Origin of the sequence: Vibrio sp. 1731, from assembly GCF_033339955.1 — a bacterium.
Lineage (GTDB): Bacteria > Pseudomonadota > Gammaproteobacteria > Enterobacterales > Vibrionaceae > Vibrio > Vibrio alginolyticus.
In genome coordinates, this window is sequence record NZ_JAWOVO010000019.1 from 51,024 (window position 1) to 69,884 (window position 18,861).

Below are 18,861 nucleotides of genomic sequence, written 5' to 3' on the forward strand. Positions count from 1 at the left end.
TGTTGTCCCGAAAAATAAGAAGAGTGAGAATATACAAACATGTCCTCTTAGATGACTAAGCTTTATTGTAATTTTCTATTGATGCACCAATCATTGTGTAACCAGATTCAACGTCCAACTCTTCTGTAACCAAGGTTTCAGTCTGAAGTGTGCCCGTAATGTAAACGATATCCCACAGATCTTTTGTTGGGGCCCCCTCTTCAAATTTCACATGAATAATTTGATTAGGTGGCGGAGGTGGGACATGGATACATGCACCATAAAATGGAACGAGTAAAAATTCCGATATGCTGTCCGCATCTCCTTCAAGAGGAATAACAAAGCCTGGAATTCTTATGTGCTTCCCTGCCATTTCCGCTCTGACAGCACCAACTTTTACCTGTTGCGCGGCTTCAAGATTATGGTTCAGAGCTTTCATTCGAGATTCACTAATACGATCACGCTCTTCTTTTGGAATGAGGTCGAGCCATTCAATCTCTAACGTTTTATTTGGCATTGCCACTTCATTAGCAACTGATGGCAATGCCAGAGAAATGAAGACTAGCAGGATCAGAAATCTCATTAGTTCTACCTTATTTACTACAATACATATAAGACCTTGAGTTTGAAAGGGAAACAAACTCAAGGCTAACTCATTAATTGACTTGATATTGGCTATTGGTGCGAATGTAGATTGTCGCTTCTGAGTCAGTATTGTTAGTAATTTCATGGCTAAAATCACCCACTGATTCAACGTAACTACCTGGTGCGAGACGTTGTGCTTTTTTCATATCATCAGAGGTGTACTCTACTGAGCCAGAAATCACTACGGCACGAAACTCTGTTGCTTTAGTATCAATCGAACCTTTGAAACCTGCGGGTAACTTAACCATTGAACCACCAATATCAGCGGTGCTCCCCCAAACATAAGTCGATTTCACACCTTCCACATTAAGATCGTGTAAATCGCTACTATCGAGCCAGACGATGTTGTCTTTGTGCAGGTTCAGTGGGCGCTCACCGTTATCGAATTGCTCTTTAGAAGGTTTAACTAGGTATGGGCCTGCATCTATCTCAAGGTAGATAAGGTTTGTATCGCCATTTGCTGCAGTTGTATGATCTTCACCCGCTGGCTGTGTCCAAAAAGAGCCTGTTGGCATCCACATTTTGGCTGATGTGGGGTCATCATTGTGCATAAGACCGTCAATCACAATGCCACGATAAGTAATATTATGAATGTGTGGTGGCGACTCAAATCCTTTCTTGAAGCGCACTAACATACCTGTTGCGGTATCAGTTGTACGATCGCCCCAAAGGTCTGCAGCACCAGGGCTTAGAATTCCACGCAGTGGGTTTAGGTAGCCCCATTCAATATCATCAGCGGCCACCACCTTAGATCTACCATCCGCTGCAAGTGTAGGTAGGGAAAAAAGTGACGCTGCTAGTGCAACCGTCGATGCTGTAAATAAACGTTTCATATATTTTACCTCAGTTGTATTTGCGTGCTGTGAAGTTTATTTACAATGACTTTCTCGATAAATAGCGAAATTCTTTATACACTTTCGCTAAAACATGGACAATCAACAGTAAGTGCCTAATCACCCTATTGCAACTTACTGATAATGAGAGCAACATGAAGATTTCTGACTTACGAGTATTAGTAAAGATCGCAGATCTACAATCCATTACTGCAGCCGCTAATCAACTTGATATAAGTTCATCAGCCGCAAGTGTCTCTTTAAAACGCATAGAAGAATCCCTCGGTGCGCAAATGTTTATCCGCACAACCAGAAAACTGCGTTTAACCCCAGAGGGTGAAAGGTACCTTCCTATCTGTCAGCAAGCTCTAGACCTGCTTCAACAAGGGCAAATGCTTATCAACGAAAAGCAACAATCAATTAGGGGAGAGATTCGTATTACAGTCTCATCTGAAATGGGGCGGAATTTAATGCGTGAACTTCTTAATGATGTGATGGCACAACATCCATCTATCACGTTGAGGCTACATGCTAGTGACAGCCGAACAGATTTTTATAGAGATGATGTTGATGTGGCTTTACGTGCGATGACCAAAGAGGCTGCGGCTGAATCCAATCTATACGGCTTTAAGATCTGCAATATTCCTCACGTATTGTGCGCAGCTCCTAGTTACATTGAGAAATTTGGAGTTCCTCAAACTCCCGAAGAACTACCCGAACATAACGCCCTGCTTTATAAACTCTATGAAGTTGTACATGACTGTTGGGAAGTATTTGATGCCAGAAATCAGCCGCACAAAATTAAACTTAGTAGCAACCGTGCTGTAAATGATGGAGATATTGTTAGGAGATGGTGTGTTGATGGTGTCGGTATCGCAAAGAAGTCAGCCATTGATGTCGGAGAAGATCTTCTCGCCGGTCGGATAGAACGTTTTTTGGCTGACTGCACTATCCCGCTCACTGAGATGTGGTTGGTACTACCTAGTCGCCAACTGATCTCTCCAGCGATACGTCTGATTAGAGATGCGTTAAAACAACGAATCAATGATTTGCGGAAAAGGTTGATAGAACAAGAGATAGTCACGAAAGAAGAGTGGCCAGAATCTGACTAATTCACGTTGGCTGTACTCATTTATCGGTTGGGTCTGAGTTCGGAGAGTTGGAAAATTTAGTTACAAAGATAGCGCTCTAAACATAAGGAGATATAGAAAGCACATATTTTAATTCAGATTCAAGCTAGCCTGTGTCACTTTTAGGGAGCAATGTTTTAGTTGTAATTTTGCTAGAATGGATTTGGAAAAAATGACACAGTTATTTTGCTAAGACATACCCAGCGCTCTTTAACGAACAACGGAGAATTCAGCGCAATCAAGTGGTGGGAGTTTCTGTTTAGAACTAACTTGCAATACCGATATCAATTGCGCTTTATCAGCAAAAAGCGTTAACTACTTGATGTTAAAATTAAAGGGGTTGTAGAAGCTGGGCTTCCAGTTCTTTGCCCATGATGATCTCAAAAGAGGTATAAATTGCAGTAAGACTCTCTTCGTTTCCCCATATATCAATACGAACAAAACCTTTAGATGAAAGGTCATCAATAGAAATCGAAAGGTCTTCGACACTGTGACCTGTGATCTCTGATAACTTCCCGACACTATTTGGTCTCTCATGGTAAATCACATTCAAAAGCTTAATATTATCGTTACTTAAAATCTGTGCCAGCTCCGTTAATGATGCAAACCAAAAATGAGGAATATCTTCGACATGGTTTAATTTACCAGCTGAAACACACAACATATACTTACGAACTAGTTCTTCATCGGCAATTCCAATTCTAGCTTTCATAGTCTATCCATACTTATAAAATACAATAATTCCCTATAAATTAAAGAGAAAATAGTGATAGTAATGATAAATTACAGCAGGTTTATCAAGCCTAAGTAATTAACCTATTTAACCAACCGTATCATTATTCACTACTTTGATGACTAGCAATAAGCTTAAGAACACCAGCTGTAATATCAATTGCTTTAGTGCTAGATGGTATATCCATCTTATCTTGATATTGCACCCAAACCTCCCCGTCTTTAGATATGCGGATCATTGCGAATGTGTCGTTAAGAAAGGACTTATTGACACCAAGCTGCTCATGAATATCATCATTCATAATCATCCCTATTACATGTTGACAGAAGAGTATGAGTTAATACTAATCCATCATTTTGTGAAAGACAATCCTATTCATCCACTAGATTCCAAAATGTACATTCGCATAAAATGTAAAAAGCCAGATCTTTGATCTGGCAGATATCAATGAGGTTTATTAAAGAGTGGAACACAAAGACTCTAATACCTTTCTTTCAGTGCTTAACTTTTTAACTCTATTACCAGTTTCAAAACTATCTATTTTACTCATGTGTTTAATAAAACGATCAGCATTTGCTTTACTTGAAATTTTGAAGTTAGATAAATGATTGTAAGTCTTAATTTTATCAGTTAATTTTTTATCATAGAAAAGCATATTCTGAAAGAGAATATCAGGCATAACGTACGCGTCTAATACTTGTTTAATTCTGTACATTGACTGATACAGATCTTGTGCTTCTACAGCAGTCAAAATACCATCTAGAGCAAGCTTTTCAACAATATCTGCTACGTCATGCACTGGCTTTGATATCTTTGCCGCCTCTTTCTTAATTCCCGCTCTGTCAATCTCGAAGTAACCACGGCATTCATTCACTTTTGCTTTTTGATATATTCCGTAATAGTATTTATGCTTAGCTAAAAATTTCTCATATGCACCTCGAGTAATCTCGAACTCCCCCGACTTCACACATTCAGAAGCATTGTTAGTTACAAATTCTTCAAATGTATACTTGGGGTACTCATCAATACGTTTTTGAGCAACATTAATCACCATTGTCATTGGAGATCTATTTCTAGAATCTTCATTATTTATCTTTATATTTAATCGAAGATAAAGAGTCATACCTTTTCTATGTCGATACGGAGTATAATACATACCATCATTATTTTTGTTATATCTTTCTTTATCTACTGCCACATTAATTGCATCTGCGTTATTGGCCATAATTAAACCTTGAAAATTATTCTTGTCTTTTAATATAAGATACCAGTTAGATTAATATAAGTAAAGAAACTGAAATTTACCAAAAAAATAATTTTAAGATATTGATTCGCAAGATCTATCTAATACAAACGAACTAATATTGAATTATTATCGTCAGAAAAAATTATAAATAATTTATTAACCATGACGAATCATTAATTTTTAAGCATTAGGTAGACATTAAAAATAATGACTAGGGCGTTATATATAGAAAGTAATATGACTACATTTAATAACAGCTATAAGTATTAGGCTACTTCTCTATATCTTTGTTAACAAGGATAATGATACGTTCTAATAGTTTGTTCACCGACCTTCGTTGTGGTTTATCATTCTGATGTAAGATCTCAACATGAGCACTAGCAATAAAAGTCTTATAGTCACTCTCGGAAATGTGTTTTATACTTAAATTTTCAAATACATTTTCCATTGCTTTTCGCCTAGTGAAGCAACTAAATGCCTTATCAATCGTATCCAACAAAAGCGCTTCAATGACAGTTTCAAAACCCATTTCAACATCTTTAAGCGTAGAAATCATCTCAACAACATACACGACATCAGAAGCGCCTTTTAATCTTTTACGTGCTCTCAGATTCCACTTCATGTCATCTATTAACCGTTCCACTTCCCTGCGATATCTAACATTCACAGAAAGCATCACAAGATAAGTCTTCATATCTTGATCTTGCTTACTTTCATAAACTCTAAACGCATTATCTGATTGTTCTTGAGCGTGCGCAGCCGCTCTTTCAAGTTCTTCTTCGTAGTTACTGAGGTCCTTACAGGCGTCATGTAGAATACCGTTTCCAATAAGCTTTCCGAGTGTATATTTTCGATTTCCACCTAACTGGGAAGCAGACATTCGAACCCCGTCGAGATTAAATACTATACCCACCGCCATCCCCTTCTTTGTTTGTAGCTCTACTTTGAGGCTTGAATGTGTTGACTCAACAGCAGTGACAAACTCTGCAAGATTAGAACCAGGCTTTAACTTATTGATACCTGTTTTTACTAGCCGAGCGATTTTAGCCTTTTTGTTAAATTTTTTAGAGTCATTAATAGCAGCATCGGTATCGTAACCAATCTCATTACTACTTACTAATTGTCGCAGACCAAACTCTATCTCTAGCTCCCTCATTACTTTTTGTGCTCGTATCTTGCTATAAGAGTCTTTGATGCGCTTTCTTGTCACTATATCGATGGTAGACGTGATTACATGTATATGTTCTTGGTCGGTATCATTATGTTTAAAGACAATATATCTACAATTTGCATAACCTAAACGGCTCATCAAATTTTTAGCTGTTTTACACCATTGTGGATTAGTTAAGCTTTCATTTGTATCGAGGCTAACTATCATGTGCTTAAACTGCTGTTTAGCACTTGGGTTAAGCCTTATAGATTCTTGCATTTCCCTTATCGCAAGTGACATATCTAACATCTCCCCTGGTGCGTTTTTAGCATTTACAGGGATATTTATAATATTATTTGCATAAATAAATTCTGTTAATGCACCAGCGAATTTAGTGGCTCCTGCACCATAATTTACTAAATATTTAGCCACTCGTTCATCGTCACCAGCAACATACTTTATGAGAGCATCTGCGGTTTGCTCTGTGTGTTTACCGCCTTTTTGTTCAGGTTCCTTATAGATCATGACTTGACCCTCTGAATTCTTTCAGTGCCTGAACAAGCTTGTCTTCACTTAAATGCTGTTTTGCTATTTCATAAGCCGCTTCTTGAGTAAAGCTATTTACTAGCAAGTGACGAGTTGCCTGAAACTCTCTTAATAGTCCCCCTAATATTACAAGAGTACTTTCTATTTCATCTCTTGTGAGAGCTTTACTATTCTCAATATCGGTGGCAATTGTTTTAATTTGATCACTGAGTTCTGAAGTTTCTGTAAAGAACTCTTTAGATGCCTCTAGAATGATGGGTTTGACTTTTACAGCATTATTGATGACGTCACGAGTAAATGCTGAAAGCTTTGAATAACCAGCCATACATTGCTTTTTAACTAGTTCTTGATATTCTTTTTCAGTGAGATTTGTCTTTACTGATTTAATCTGCAAATCACCAGGTTCTTTACGAGGTTTGTATTTCTCTTTTTTTACTGTCTTAATGGCGGTTTCAATAGCTCTAAAATCTTTTGCACCTACACTTCTTAAAATGTCTAACATATCGTGTTTCATAATTATTACCTTTTATTGTATCTATACTCACCTCTCAAATAATTAGATATAGCTATTAATATTTAAGACTAACAACATATGATAAACCAGCGCTAACACCGAAGGGGGTTAGTGCAACCAACCAGAATGGGCGGAGTATTTGTCGGAGTTTTTATTTGGGACAAATAAACGCGCAGACACAGCTTGCTTCAAAACCAGATAATTATATTATTAATTTAAATGATAAAATTTTCAATATTTTTTTCACAAACAAAAGCACAGTTCACATTTAAAATAAACTTATAGAAAATACAATCAATAAATAACCTCATAAAATTCAACATTATAAAATAGTATCTTAATTAAATTTTTTTATTTTATTATCATGTAAGTAGGTTTAATATATAATTACTTAAATATTAAGCAATCTTAGTGTAATTTATTTTTGTTGCGTAAGTAGTATGACATCAAGACTAATTAAAAATAAAATAGACTTTACTTACTAAAAATGAATATCTCATTTAGAATTTAATAGGTATAGCTCTATTCTTCATTGTAATATAATTAATAGTAATATTTATGTTTACTATAAATTTTATAACCAAATTATGCATATATATCTAAGATTTGTATACTTGAAGTTATCTTTAGAGCGAAATCGAACGTCCTATGTAGAACTCTAACTTAACTCAACACCTTCCGTTCAAGGCGTTGAGGAGTGCTCATCTATCCCAAACGTTAAGTGAGATTTCTGCTCTAGCAGTTATAAATCTATATAAAATTAGAGCAGAAGAAATACTGCTCATTTATTATGAGTAAAACAATGATACGGCTGGTTCAATCGTATAACAGTCTTGTATCTTGTACATATTCGAATGTTCCTACGATCCTGGTACAGTGGGTAGGTTAAATCTAAGTAATCCCTTACCTTCTGATTTACCAGATTTTTCTTCTATTCCAACTAAACCATTTTTTGAATAAGATTCAATGATATGATCTATGTCACGGTTACTATCATCATATCCACACTTTATCGAAAAGTTGTTTAAAGAACCTATAATTATTTCCATTCTCTCCTTTGTGAAATATACTGTTATACGATTATCTTTCAAAAACTGATTGAATAAAACTCTATCCTTTTCTTTCGAAAAATCAATATCAAGGTTAGACAATTTTCCTGTAATACGTGATTTACTAGCTTTAATTTCATTTTCAATTTTTTCTCTTTCCATTCTTTTAATTTTATATTGATTCTCCCATTCTTCATCATCAGAATATTGTGTCATATATTCACGTATCTTTGACATGCTCTTATCGATCGTATTAATTTTCTCCTCTAAGTGAGAAATGTCTACACTTTGGTCAATGTCAAATTTTAAAGACTTAAGCACATTATAAATTTTATTTTGAGCCAAGTAATAATTTATATTTTCAGAGTCGCATTTAGTACTTTTTCTTTTTCTGTTACACTTTAAATACATACCTTTAGTTGGATTCTTAACTTTCCTACTAGAGAATGCCATTATATAACCACATTTAGCTAAACTACCACAACCGTTCTCATTTTCCTTCCGTATTAAGCAACCACATTTACCAACACCAACAAACACATTACGGAAAATTTCACCAACTCCACCTGTATTTTCCCGAGTTCTTTTTTGAACTGCATAGAATGTTCTATCATCAATAATTCTAGGATAGTAATCCTTACCATCTAACTTTCCAATTACATTCGTATTTCTGATGTATGCATTAATAGATGATTCACTAAGAGGACTATTTTTTGTTGTTTTTATTAGATTTCCATTTTCATCAAAACTGTATCTGTAGATATCCAAGTCACCGAGACTCTTAATGATTTTTTGAGGCCCGTAATTGAAGTTAAGTTTTAAATCAAATATTTTCCTAATAATTTCCGCATTCTCTTCAATTATTGTATAAGATTTTAAATCTGAGTTTCTAGCTAACCAGAAAGGTGGTTTTGCTATAGATTTCCTTCCTGAATCTTCAAGCAATTTTCTACTGGCTTTTATTCTTGAACTTTTTTGACTAGATTCTTGATATGCTAAGTACATTCCAATTTCAAGTAGTATTCTTCCTGTTACACTAGATACAGATTCCATATTTTCTTCAAAAACAAGATTCCATTTCGTGATAGCAATTTTAACACCAGCATCGATAATCCGTTGAAATTGACTTCTGACAAAGTCAACATTAGCTCGACTAAATCTATCTATTAGCTCTATAACAATAAGGTCGCCTTTCTCGATCTTTCCATTTTCAATATCATTAATCAAAGCCCCCAGTTCACCTCTTTTAAAGTTCGCGGCTGTGTAAGCGCTCTTACCACGATCTTCATAAATTAATCCCTTTGAGTATGCCGATTTCCCTTCACTTAAAAGGCGCTTGTTGTAATCAGAAATCCAATGCTCACAAGCCTGTTCCTGCCTTTGTATACCCTGTCCTTCCTCAGCCTGAATTTGCTTACTAACACGTTGATATAGATGATACTTATTCACTTTTTCTTACACATTCCTAGGAGTTATAAAATGTAGTATAACATTTAGTTGTCTTTTGCAAACTGTGGCTTACCCTATCACATTGGTGGTGATATCCAAGAGCGCAGCAAACTGCTTCTTCAAACGCCTGAGAGCTTTTTAGCGCGTTTCAATGTTGATGTCCGTGTGATGAACGAAGTGGTTTCTATTAACCGTCAAGACAAAACGGTTACGGTTAAGAATTTGCTTGATGGCTCGGAATACCAAGAGAGCTACGACTTTCTTCTACTCAGCCCTGGCGCAGGTCCAGTTGTGCCGCCTATTCCGGGTATTGATAACCCGTTAACGCACTCGCTGCGCAATATTCCAGATATGGATCGCATCATTAAAACGATCGAAACCAACAAAGTTGAACACGCTACGGTCGTTGGTGGTGGTTTTATCGGTTTGGAAATGATGGAAGCCTTCCACCAGCTAGGCATAAAAACCACATTAGTTGAAATGGCGGATCAAGTGATGACGCCCGTTGACCGTGAAATGGCTGGCTTCGCACATGCTGAAATTCGTGAGAAAGGCATCGACCTTAAACTTGGCGTCGCACTTGAGTCGGTGAAATTCGTACCTAACGAGCACGTGGCAAGTTTCGACTCTGGTGAGAGCGAAAAACACCAACATCTAGAAGGTGAATTGGAATTAACACTAAACAATGGTGAAAGACTCACCACCGATATTTTGATTATGGCAATTGGTGTTCGCCCCGAGACCAAATTAGCAAAAGAAGCTGGCTTAGAAATCGGCGCTCTTGGTGGTATTTATATCAATGAATACATGCAAACCAGCGATCCTTCGATCTACGCTGTCGGCGACGCGGTAGAAGAGAAAGACTTTGTGACTGGCGAGCAAACTCTAGTGCCACTTGCGGGCCCGGCAAACCGTCAAGGCCGAATGGCAGCAGACAACATGCTTGGCCGCCAAGAAACTTACCAAGGTACGCAAGGCACGGCGATCTGTAAGATTTTTGATTTAGCCGTCGCTTCTACTGGTGAAAACGAGAAACAGCTGAAACGTGAAAACATCGCTTATGAAAAAGTGTATGTGCATACAGCAAGTCACGCGAGTTACTACCCAGGTGCAGAAACCGTGTCATTCAAAATGCTGTTTGATCCAGTAACAGGTAAAATATTAGGTGCGCAAGCAGTAGGTAAAGACGGTGTTGATAAACGTATCGACGTAATGGCAGTTGCTCAGCGTGCTGGTATGACGGTAGAGCAACTGCAACACCTCGAGCTAACTTACGCGCCACCTTATGGCTCTGCTAAAGATGTAATTAACCAAGCGGCGTTTGTGGCAAATAACATCATCAAAGGTGACGCGATTGCGATTCATTATGATGAAATGGATTCACTGACAGAAGACCAACTGTTACTTGATGTTCGTAATCCTGGTGAATTGGAGTCCGTTGGTTATCTTGAAGGTGCAATTAATATTCCTGTCGATCAACTACGTCGTCGCATGCACGAACTTCCTAAAGACAAAGAGATCGTGATTTACTGTCAAGTTGGGTTACGTGGTAACGTAGCATACCGTCAGCTGGTCAACAATGGTTACAAAGCCCGCAACTTGATTGGTGGATACAGAACTCTCAAATTTGCTCGCTTATAACTTGATAATAAAAAGAGAAAACCACGTGCTTGGTTTTCTCTTTTTTTGCAGGAAAGAAAGCGTAGATCATTCACCTTCAATTGCCAAACGGACTGCTGCTTGAGCATGGATAGAAGTGGTATCGAGTAGTGTAACATCGGTGTGACTTTGGTTTACAAGTAAGGCAATTTCAGTACACCCGAGAATCACAGCTTCAGCTCCGTGCTCTTTTAGTTTTTCAATAATTTGCAAGTATATCGTCCTTGACTCCTCTTTGATTTCACCTTGGCATAACTCTTTATAAATAATGTTATGTACTTTAGAGCGGTCGTCTTGATCGGGAATGACGACATCAAGCCCATAACGGTCGGAAAGCCTTCCTTTATAAAAGTCTTGCTCCATTGTGAATTGAGTACCAAGGAGTCCGACCTTTTGAACCCCTTTCTCACGAAGTAACTCAGCAGTCGCGTCTGCGATATGTAGTATGGGGATATTAATACTGGCTTCAATTTGAGGCGCAACTTTGTGCATTGTGTTAGTACAAATAAGAATGAAGTCAGCGCCCCCTTTTTCTATTGAAGATGCAGCATCAGATAGAATGCTTGCCGTTTCTTCCCATTTACCTTGATGTTGAAGTTTCTCTATCTCCGAAAAATTCACGCTATACATACAAATTTTTGCGGAATTTAAGCCGCCTAACGTCTCTTTGACTCCTTCGTTGATCAATTTGTAATAACTAAGCGTCGACTCCCAGCTCATACCACCTAGAAGACCGATAGTTTTCATATAACTCTCCAATCGTTATACACCACCGTGCCAGGGGTGTTTTTACAAAAAAATCAGCCACTTAAATAAGTAGCATTCAAGCGTCCTCACTATTGAGCATTGGGTAACACGAAAATAAAATCATTCCCACAAGGACCGCTACGCGATTCTCATATATCCTCGCAATATCGTTACTGCATTTCCAGAAAGCTTAACGTGCTCAGTGCTTAACAACTCTGTATGGACGACCCCACTTCTCTCGGAGGCTTGGAAGCCTTTCAGTTGCTTTTTGTTGAGCTCTTTAGCCCAGTAAACACATAAAGCGCAATGTGCAGAGCCTGTAACTGGATCCTCATTAACACCTACCTAAGGCGCGAAGTATCGAGAGACAAAATCGGCGTCAGTACTTGATTGAGCAGTGATGACGACGCCACGGCCCTTTTGTTTAAGCAGCGCACCAAAATCAGGGTCGAGCTGTTCAAGCACAAATTCATCATTAATGACGATCAACTGCTTATTATCAAACTGACCGTAGGCGACTACATTGGCGGCATCTAGCCCCAAGCCATGAAGTAAGTCTTTGTTAATACTCGCTCTCATATCTAAAGTTGGCGCAGGAAACACCAAATGAATTTCTTCATGATCGAGTTGTGCAGTTAAAACCCCAGATAGCGTAACGAACTCAATCGTATCTCCAGTATTATATAACCCCTGCTCTTTCAGAACGTGCGCCGTTGCAAGTGTGCCGTGTCCACACAAAGCAACTTCCGTCCTCGGTGTAAACCAACGAAGTTGCATTGTATTGAGTGACAGAAATGCCGTTTCAGATAACGACATCTCGGCCGCGATGGCCAACATCGTTTCCTCATCAAGGCTTGACTCTGTGATACAAACACCCGCGGGATTACCTTTGAAAACCTCTGATGTAAACGAGTCAACCTGAAAAATTTTAACTTCCACGAAATATCCTTAAGTTCTATCAAACACGTAATTCTGTATCACGTGATTTTTAATATCTGTTGTTTGAGCGAAAAAAACCTATGAAATTTTCTACCAACCTTATAGGTCTTGTTGGAAGCGCTAACAAACAGGAGAATGTAGTTAATTATGCAAAACGTAAAAAGCCATCATCAATGTGACTCAATTGGATATCTTATCGGAGTTTTCGGCGTTTCTTTAGTTCTAATATGGATTGGTATTTATAAATTCACACCTACAGAGGCCAAGCTTATACAACCGCTCGTTGAAAATCATTTTCTGATGAGTTGGTTGTATGATGTGATGTCAGTTCAAGCCGTATCAAACATCATTGGCGCAACAGAAATCATTGTCGCTATTGGATTAATCGTTGGCCTTAAAAACACACGAGTCGCTTATTTTTCTGGCATAGCCGCCGCAATTATTTTTCTTGCGACACTCAGCTTTCTAATTACGACACCGAATACATGGAAAGTGTCTGATGGGGTTTTGGTGACAAACTTCTTTTTAGTAAAAGATATTCTATTTTTAGCTATTGCGATTAGCGTCATCGAACGAAACAAGCCAAACAGAGAATAACTCTAAATAGTTCGAAATCTTGTTTTTCCAGAACGTAGCCTGAAAGGTGCAAACGACTTACAAGTCGAATGGTTCTGTCAATAACTCTAAACAAAGGCTCTTAAATTTAGAGTGTTTAAGAGTCTTTGCCTCTTAATTATGCGAAACAACATCCTAGCGTAAAGTGAAAAGAAAAGCCTTTCACTCTACTGCTAAGGTTTATTGATACTTTGCCGAAGTAATGAACTCACCGAATGTCTCGCACCATACAACAACCGTATTGTATTCAGAAATTGAAGTGCTTTGAGGAACCTCAACAACGAAGTTATCGAACGTTTTGACATCACCAATTAAGCTCATCTCAGATTTAAGGTCATTAAACTCTTGTTCCGTTTCAACAAACTTAGGAGATAGATAGAGTTTATAGTCTGGTCCGGGAGCGAGTTTTCCTACCAACGTAATGACTTCAGAACTCAAATGAATTTCTCCCTCTCCCCAATGAAAAGCATCGCTACCTTTGAGTTCCCTCTTAAACACTGCGCTGTATTCTGCACCTTGCTTGCTCTTAGCAACTTGTTCATCGGTCGGCGCAGGTGGTGCAATAAGGATCGGTAAAGTATAGATACCTATCGCAATGCCAATAGAAACTGCCACTAAGTGACTGATTGTTAATTTAATTATATTTTTCAAGGTCATAAGCATCTTCTTATTAGTTTTACTACTTGAAATTAGATTCAAATCGGCCTTATCTGTCTATTATCGAGCAGCATTATGTCATTAACATTATACACAAGCTATGCGCACTAAATGCAGACTGAGCGAAATTAAAAACGGCTGATAATTAATATCAGCCGTTTGCTTATCGGAAATGTCGTTGTGCCGGTTTGGTCACTATTCCGCTTCCACCAAAGCGATCTTATCGGATGTCGATTTTTCCAATTTGATCGCAATAAACTTAGAGGTTGGCGTAAACGTTCTATCCCCATAACTGTCCAAAGGAACCAATGGGTTCGTTTCTGGATAGTAAGCCGCCGCCTGACCTGCTGGCACATCATAGGCAACAAGCGTAAATCCTCTTACGCGACGCTCTACGCCATCTTCCCATAATGACACCATGTCCACTTTGTCGCCCGGTTCAAAACCGAGTTTACGAATATCCGCTTCATTGATGAACAGCACTTCGCGCATGCCAAATACACCACGATAACGATCATTTAAGCCGTAAAGTGTCGTATTGTATTGGTCGTGTGAGCGCATGGTTTGCAAAATCAAATCTGGCTTTTGGCCTTTTTCGAGTATCGCTTCGCTGATCAACTGCTTCGGCAACTCGCTAGAGCTGAACTGTGCTTTGCCGCTTGGTGTATTCCATCGACGCTCGGCAGCTGGGTTTACCAAGTGGAATCCACCTGGGTGTTTAAGCTTATGGTTAAAGTCGGTAAAACCCGGAATCGTGTCGGCAATCAAATCGCGAATACGGTCGTAATCTTCAATTGCCCACAACCAATCAATTGGTTTTGCCCCGAGTGTCGCATTGGCAATACCAGCAATAATCGCTGGTTCTGAACGCAAATGCTCCGAACGCGGTTTTAGCTGACCAAATGAGATATGCACCATGCTGAAAGTATCTTCAACCGTCACACCTTGTGGGCCCGTCGCTTGCTGATCAATCTCGGTACGGCCTAAGCACGGAAGAATAAGCGCATCTTTACCTGTGACAAGGTGAGAACGATTTAACTTCGTCGAAATGTGTACGGTTAAATTACAGTTTCGCATCGCGTTGTGCGTACGTTCTGTGTCTGGCGTTGCTTGTGCAAAGTTACCGCCCAAACCGATAAATACTTTCGCTTGTCCTTCTTCCATCGCTTTAATGGCTTGCACAGTGTTGTGGCCTTCACCACGCGGGACGGCAAAGTTAAATCGACTTTCAATGCGATCCAATAACAGATCTGAAGGTTTTTCATCAATGCCCATCGTACGGTCGCCCTGAACGTTACTGTGACCACGCACTGGTGAAAGACCCGCGCCCGGCTTACCAACGTTACCTCGTAACATTTGCACGTTTGCGACTTCTTTAATGGTTGGCACAGAGTGACGATGCTGAGTCAACCCCATCGCCCAACACATGATCACACGTTCTGCACGTCGATACATGCTCGCCACCATCTCGATTTCACTTAAATCAAGACCCGATTGTTCCGTGATGTGTTCCCAAGCGGTTGCGTCCACTTCAGCCAAATAGTCATCTATACCTATCGTGTGCTGCTTGATGAATTCACGGTCAAATACCGCTTTGCCACCGTTTTGCAATGCCTCGCGTTCCCATTGCAACAAGAATTTCGCGATGCCACGAAATACTGCCATGTCTCCGCCCAAAGCAGGACGCAGGTACGCCGTGTTTGTAGGCTCTGAGCCGTTACTCAACATCTCAATCGGCATTTGTGGGTTTTGGAAACGCTCTAATCCGCGCTCTTTCAGCGGGTTTAGACAGATAACCTGTGCACCACGTTTTACCGCTTCGCGCAGAGGTTCAAGCATTCGTGGGTGATTCGTGCCCGGGTTTTGACCAATCACAAAAATCGCATCAGCTTCTTCAAAATCATCAAAGATCACTGTGCCTTTACCAACACCAATGGTGTCTTTCATCCCGATAGCACTGGCTTCGTGGCACATGTTGGAACAATCTGGGAAGTTGTTGGTACCGAATGCGCGCACAAATAGCTGATACAAAAACGCCGCTTCGTTGCTTGCACGACCAGAGGTATAAAACTCCGCTTGGTGTGGTGAATCCAATTGGTTGAGATGTTTAGCCACAAGAGAAAAAGCCTCATCCCAAGAGACAGGCACATAGTGGTCGTACTCGGCATCGTATCGCATTGGGTGCGTGATACGGCCTTGGTATTCCAACCAGTAATCGGTTTGAGTTGAGAGAGAAGAAACGCTGTGATTGGCAAAAAACTCAGGATCAACCAGACGATTGGTCGCCTCCCAGTTTACCGCTTTCGCGCCATTCTCACAAAAATTGACTTTACCACTATCTGGCGACTCGCCCCATGCACATCCCGGACAGTCGAAACCGCCATTTTGGTTGGTTTTGAGCATAGTGCGAATGTTTTTAACTGCATTTTCACTGCCCCACCAACTTCTGGTTACGGCTTTCAATGCACCCCAACCACCAGCTGGACCTTTGTATGCTTTTATTTGTTCTTTTTGGCTCACGACTTTACTCCTCGCAGATATACCAGCAAGCAGGGTGCCCGTGAAAACAAGCGCGTTATTTATTGAGATAATGCGGAAGTATTGAAGGGCTTAGTTTCTAATCCATGTATTTTTTAATCCAAATAAGTAACCACTCAACATGCTCTCGCCTGTCCGAGCGTTTACTTATCTAGATTCTTGATATCGGATACCCGCCTACTGTTTCTAAGACTGTTAGATTCAATGTGCATTGTTGCGTCTTGATCTAAATCAAAGATTAAGTCGTTATTCAATATGCGTCCAATTGATAATCCTGACCGAGTGATAAACAAAATCTATGACGAATTTTTCCACTGACGGTCATCACATTTTTAATCAATACAATTTATAAGGTTAATCGTTTTCCCATCCGATTCCACCTAGTTCGCTTAACGAACTCAATAAAATCGGCACTCTTGATAATAGATAATATCTATCACACTATAGATACTTTAAATTTGACCCTAATTAATATCAGGAATAGCCTTGATTCAGATCAATTTTGAGTGTGGTTTTATTCTTGACTTGGTTTTGGTTTTCCATTCCCCAGTTAAAACGCTCCAGCGCTTAAAAAGTACGGTAGTGCTGTGCCCTTTTTAGGGAGTTCCCCCGTACATGTGACTCACAACGCAAGGTTAACAAGCCATTATGGATATCAAACAACTTAAATATCTCATCGCACTTGAACAGACCAAACACTTTGGTCAAGCCGCCGCATTGTGCCACATTACGCAGCCTACCTTGTCCATGAGAATCCGAAGCTTAGAGGAAGAACTCGATCTCGAATTAATCCAAAGAAGTCAACGATTTGAAGGGTTTACTGAAGCAGGAGAGCGCATTTTAGCTTGGGCAAAAACCGTCTTAGCCGCTCATGATGGATTGCAAGCTGAAGCCGCCAACTGCCGTGGTCAGTTGGTCGGCTCTCTTCGGCTTGGAATGGTGCCACTCGCCAGCCAAAACCCGATGCAATTGCTCAAACCATTAGCTCACCAGTTCCCTGAGTTACGCTTTCAAATACTCTCCATGACGACCGAACAGATCATAGACCAACTCAATCGCAATCAACTAGATTTGGGGATGTGTTATGTCGATCAAGTTAACACCGCTTACTTCGATGTTATCGAGCTCGACTCGACCAAACTTGGCGTTTTATTCGATGAGCGTCATTTTGATTTTGCCGAATCTGAAGTGTTGTGGGAGTCACTCAATAACATTCCGCTAGGGCTGCTTTCGAAGGGTATGCACTATCGCCACTCAATTGATCTTAGCTTTGTGAGTAAAGGGCTAGTTCCGCAAACCGTCATTGAAAGTAACTCCACCTTTCACTTGATCCAAGCAGTAACCAGTGGCCTTTGTTGCGCCATTATGCCGCTGAACTGTGGATTAGAAGAGTTGAACGATACGCTTCGCATTATCCCTATCGAAGAAGCCGCCGTTCACGCCCCGCTAGGTTTGTTAAAGCGAAAACAAGAACCCTTCTCCGCACTAACCGATCAGTGCTTCGCAGAAGCAAAAAACATATTCAATCGATAACAACAACCCACACGTCAATGTTTGGCATACATAACGGCTTATGAGGTGATTTCATGAGATGTACTACTCAATCTTATTTTGAACTGTCCGATTTCAATCAACCACCACCTCAACCAAGTGCGTTCAATTACCGAGAATTGATTGATGGCCGCCCAGTGCAACAAATGTCGCTGGCGAGTGAGTCAGCTTTAGCTATCAGCTATAACGGCATTAGCCAAGCGGTCATGATGGTGACGCCAGGCCATCTGGAAGACTTTGTGAAAGGGTTTAGCCTAAGCACAGGCATCGTCCACGACTTCAAAGAGATCAAAGACATTGAAGTTGGTGGCGATCACGAATCTCACTATGCGGAAGTGGAAATCAGCAACCGCGCTTTCTGGGCGTTAAAAACACAGCGCCGAAATCTTGCCGGCACAACCGGATGCGGCATTTGTGGTGTCGAGGCTCTGGAACAAGCTTTGCCTGATTTGGCGCCGCTGACACCGTCTCTTCCTCCGCGCTCCGATGTATTTGAAGGGCTGCGAGACAAAGTCGCACTGCATCAAGAAGCCGCACGTGAATCTGGCGCGTTACACGCCGCCTTATTTGCAGATTTACAAGGCAACATCAAGTTGTGCCGAGAGGATATCGGCCGCCACAACGCGCTAGATAAGTTGATTGGCGCATTAGCCAACAATCACATCGAGCCTCAAAGTGGCTTCGCTATCATGACAAGCCGTTGCAGCTTGGAGTTGATCCACAAAGCCGTTCGCGCGCGTATCCCCACTCTGGTTTGCTTATCTGCACCGACAGCGTTAACCGTCGAATGGGCAAGAAGAAACCATTTGAACCTAATTCACTTACCAAAACACGGCTCGCCGCGTCTATACAGCCCTGCGCCTTAACACGTCAACCTAGCC

At 40.2% G+C, this 18,861-nt stretch carries 15 protein-coding genes and 2 pseudogenes; 5 read left to right on the forward strand and 12 right to left on the reverse strand.

The genetic code is table 11. From position 1 onward, the window contains the following. Positions 1–55: 55 nt before the first annotated feature. Both R7035_RS19055 and R7035_RS19060 read right to left on the reverse strand, forming a co-directional pair. The gene (locus R7035_RS19055; protein WP_258484547.1) at positions 56–562 is read right to left on the reverse strand and encodes a DUF3299 domain-containing protein; all 507 of its coding nucleotides are present in this window, start codon (positions 560–562) and stop codon (positions 56–58) included. 73 nt (positions 563–635) lie between these two features. Next, a complete protein-coding gene (locus tag R7035_RS19060; protein WP_258484548.1) occupies positions 636–1,457 on the reverse strand; it encodes a DUF4437 domain-containing protein in 822 nt (273 codons plus the stop codon). Between the two features lie 155 nt (positions 1,458–1,612). On the opposite strand from R7035_RS19060, the gene R7035_RS19065 reads away from it, so the two are divergent. Next, entirely contained in the window at positions 1,613–2,569 is a 957-nt protein-coding gene (locus R7035_RS19065) for a LysR family transcriptional regulator (protein ID WP_258484549.1), read from the forward strand. Positions 2,570–2,918: 349 nt separating this feature from the next. Here the strand turns inward: R7035_RS19065 and R7035_RS19070 are convergent, their stop codons facing one another. The 6 genes from R7035_RS19070 to R7035_RS19095 form a co-directional block, all read right to left on the reverse strand. Then, positions 2,919–3,299 carry a transcriptional regulator gene (locus R7035_RS19070; RefSeq protein WP_258484550.1) on the reverse strand — a complete coding sequence of 127 codons (381 nt, stop codon included), beginning with the start codon at positions 3,297–3,299 and terminating at the stop codon, positions 2,919–2,921. Positions 3,300–3,423: 124 nt separating this feature from the next. Next, positions 3,424–3,621, reverse strand: coding sequence for a hypothetical protein (locus R7035_RS19075; RefSeq protein WP_258484551.1), 198 nt, complete (start codon positions 3,619–3,621; stop codon positions 3,424–3,426). 156 nt (positions 3,622–3,777) lie between these two features. Then, positions 3,778–4,545, reverse strand: coding sequence for a hypothetical protein (locus R7035_RS19080; RefSeq protein WP_116920536.1), 768 nt, complete (start codon positions 4,543–4,545; stop codon positions 3,778–3,780). A 292-nt stretch (positions 4,546–4,837) separates the two neighbouring features. Further along, the gene (locus R7035_RS19085; RefSeq protein ID WP_258484645.1) at positions 4,838–6,241 is read right to left on the reverse strand and encodes a relaxase/mobilization nuclease domain-containing protein; all 1,404 of its coding nucleotides are present in this window, start codon (positions 6,239–6,241) and stop codon (positions 4,838–4,840) included. Beyond that, positions 6,231–6,776, reverse strand: coding sequence for a chromosome partitioning protein ParA (locus tag R7035_RS19090; protein WP_258484643.1), 546 nt, complete (start codon positions 6,774–6,776; stop codon positions 6,231–6,233). Before R7035_RS19090 ends, R7035_RS19085 begins: the two co-directional genes overlap by 11 nt. An 860-nt stretch (positions 6,777–7,636) precedes the next feature. Then, on the reverse strand, positions 7,637–9,274 hold the full coding sequence (locus tag R7035_RS19095) for a recombinase family protein (RefSeq protein ID WP_069493746.1): 1,638 nt from the start codon (positions 9,272–9,274) through the stop codon (positions 7,637–7,639). 48 nt (positions 9,275–9,322) lie between these two features. Here R7035_RS19095 and R7035_RS19100 point away from each other — a divergent pair. Then, positions 9,323–10,915, forward strand: a pseudogene (locus tag R7035_RS19100) (FAD-dependent oxidoreductase); the annotation flags it as partial. Between the two features lie 66 nt (positions 10,916–10,981). On the opposite strand, the gene R7035_RS19105 reads toward R7035_RS19100, so the two are convergent. Both R7035_RS19105 and R7035_RS19110 read right to left on the reverse strand, forming a co-directional pair. After that, the gene (locus R7035_RS19105) at positions 10,982–11,680 is read right to left on the reverse strand and encodes an aspartate/glutamate racemase family protein (protein ID WP_262651295.1); all 699 of its coding nucleotides are present in this window, start codon (positions 11,678–11,680) and stop codon (positions 10,982–10,984) included. A 138-nt stretch (positions 11,681–11,818) separates the two neighbouring features. After that, positions 11,819–12,619 (reverse strand): annotated as a pseudogene (locus R7035_RS19110) (PhzF family phenazine biosynthesis protein). A gap of 147 nt (positions 12,620–12,766) precedes the next feature. Here R7035_RS19110 and R7035_RS19115 point away from each other — a divergent pair. Next, positions 12,767–13,216 (forward strand): YkgB family protein, encoded by a 450-nt coding sequence (locus tag R7035_RS19115; RefSeq protein WP_005376100.1) that lies wholly within the window; start codon positions 12,767–12,769, stop codon positions 13,214–13,216. Between the two features lie 198 nt (positions 13,217–13,414). Here the strand turns inward: R7035_RS19115 and R7035_RS19120 are convergent, their stop codons facing one another. Then, positions 13,415–13,891: a DM13 domain-containing protein gene (locus tag R7035_RS19120; protein ID WP_005376099.1), complete on the reverse strand. Its 477-nt coding sequence runs from the start codon at positions 13,889–13,891 to the stop codon at positions 13,415–13,417. Between the two features lie 195 nt (positions 13,892–14,086). After that, complete coding sequence (locus R7035_RS19125) at positions 14,087–16,411, reverse strand: FdhF/YdeP family oxidoreductase (RefSeq protein WP_318146231.1); 2,325 nt, start codon at positions 16,409–16,411, stop codon at positions 14,087–14,089. 666 nt (positions 16,412–17,077) lie between these two features. On the opposite strand from R7035_RS19125, the gene R7035_RS19130 reads away from it, so the two are divergent. Both R7035_RS19130 and fdhD read left to right on the forward strand, forming a co-directional pair. Next, a complete protein-coding gene (locus R7035_RS19130; protein WP_005376096.1) occupies positions 17,078–17,962 on the forward strand; it encodes a LysR family transcriptional regulator in 885 nt (294 codons plus the stop codon). 53 nt (positions 17,963–18,015) lie between these two features. Then, on the forward strand, positions 18,016–18,846 hold the full coding sequence (gene fdhD, locus R7035_RS19135) for a formate dehydrogenase accessory sulfurtransferase FdhD (RefSeq protein ID WP_132936439.1): 831 nt from the start codon (positions 18,016–18,018) through the stop codon (positions 18,844–18,846). The last annotated feature ends 15 nt before the right edge of the window (positions 18,847–18,861 follow it).

Excerpts from the sequence above, each read along its gene's own strand:
- R7035_RS19055 (WP_258484547.1), bottom strand. The coding sequence starts at position 562 with ATGAGATTTCTGATCCTGCTAGTCTTCATTTCTCTGGCATTGCCATCA.
- R7035_RS19060 (WP_258484548.1), bottom strand. The coding sequence starts at position 1,457 with ATGAAACGTTTATTTACAGCATCGACGGTTGCACTAGCAGCGTCACTT.
- R7035_RS19065 (WP_258484549.1), top strand. The coding sequence starts at position 1,613 with ATGAAGATTTCTGACTTACGAGTATTAGTAAAGATCGCAGATCTACAA.
- R7035_RS19070 (WP_258484550.1), bottom strand. The coding sequence starts at position 3,299 with ATGAAAGCTAGAATTGGAATTGCCGATGAAGAACTAGTTCGTAAGTAT.
- R7035_RS19075 (WP_258484551.1), bottom strand. The coding sequence starts at position 3,621 with ATGAATGATGATATTCATGAGCAGCTTGGTGTCAATAAGTCCTTTCTT.
- R7035_RS19080 (WP_116920536.1), bottom strand. The coding sequence starts at position 4,545 with ATGGCCAATAACGCAGATGCAATTAATGTGGCAGTAGATAAAGAAAGA.
- R7035_RS19085 (WP_258484645.1), bottom strand. The coding sequence starts at position 6,241 with ATGATCTATAAGGAACCTGAACAAAAAGGCGGTAAACACACAGAGCAA.
- R7035_RS19090 (WP_258484643.1), bottom strand. The coding sequence starts at position 6,776 with ATGAAACACGATATGTTAGACATTTTAAGAAGTGTAGGTGCAAAAGAT.
- R7035_RS19105 (WP_262651295.1), bottom strand. The coding sequence starts at position 11,680 with ATGAAAACTATCGGTCTTCTAGGTGGTATGAGCTGGGAGTCGACGCTT.
- R7035_RS19115 (WP_005376100.1), top strand. The coding sequence starts at position 12,767 with ATGCAAAACGTAAAAAGCCATCATCAATGTGACTCAATTGGATATCTT.
- R7035_RS19120 (WP_005376099.1), bottom strand. The coding sequence starts at position 13,891 with ATGACCTTGAAAAATATAATTAAATTAACAATCAGTCACTTAGTGGCA.
- R7035_RS19130 (WP_005376096.1), top strand. The coding sequence starts at position 17,078 with ATGGATATCAAACAACTTAAATATCTCATCGCACTTGAACAGACCAAA.
- fdhD (WP_132936439.1), top strand. The coding sequence starts at position 18,016 with ATGAGATGTACTACTCAATCTTATTTTGAACTGTCCGATTTCAATCAA.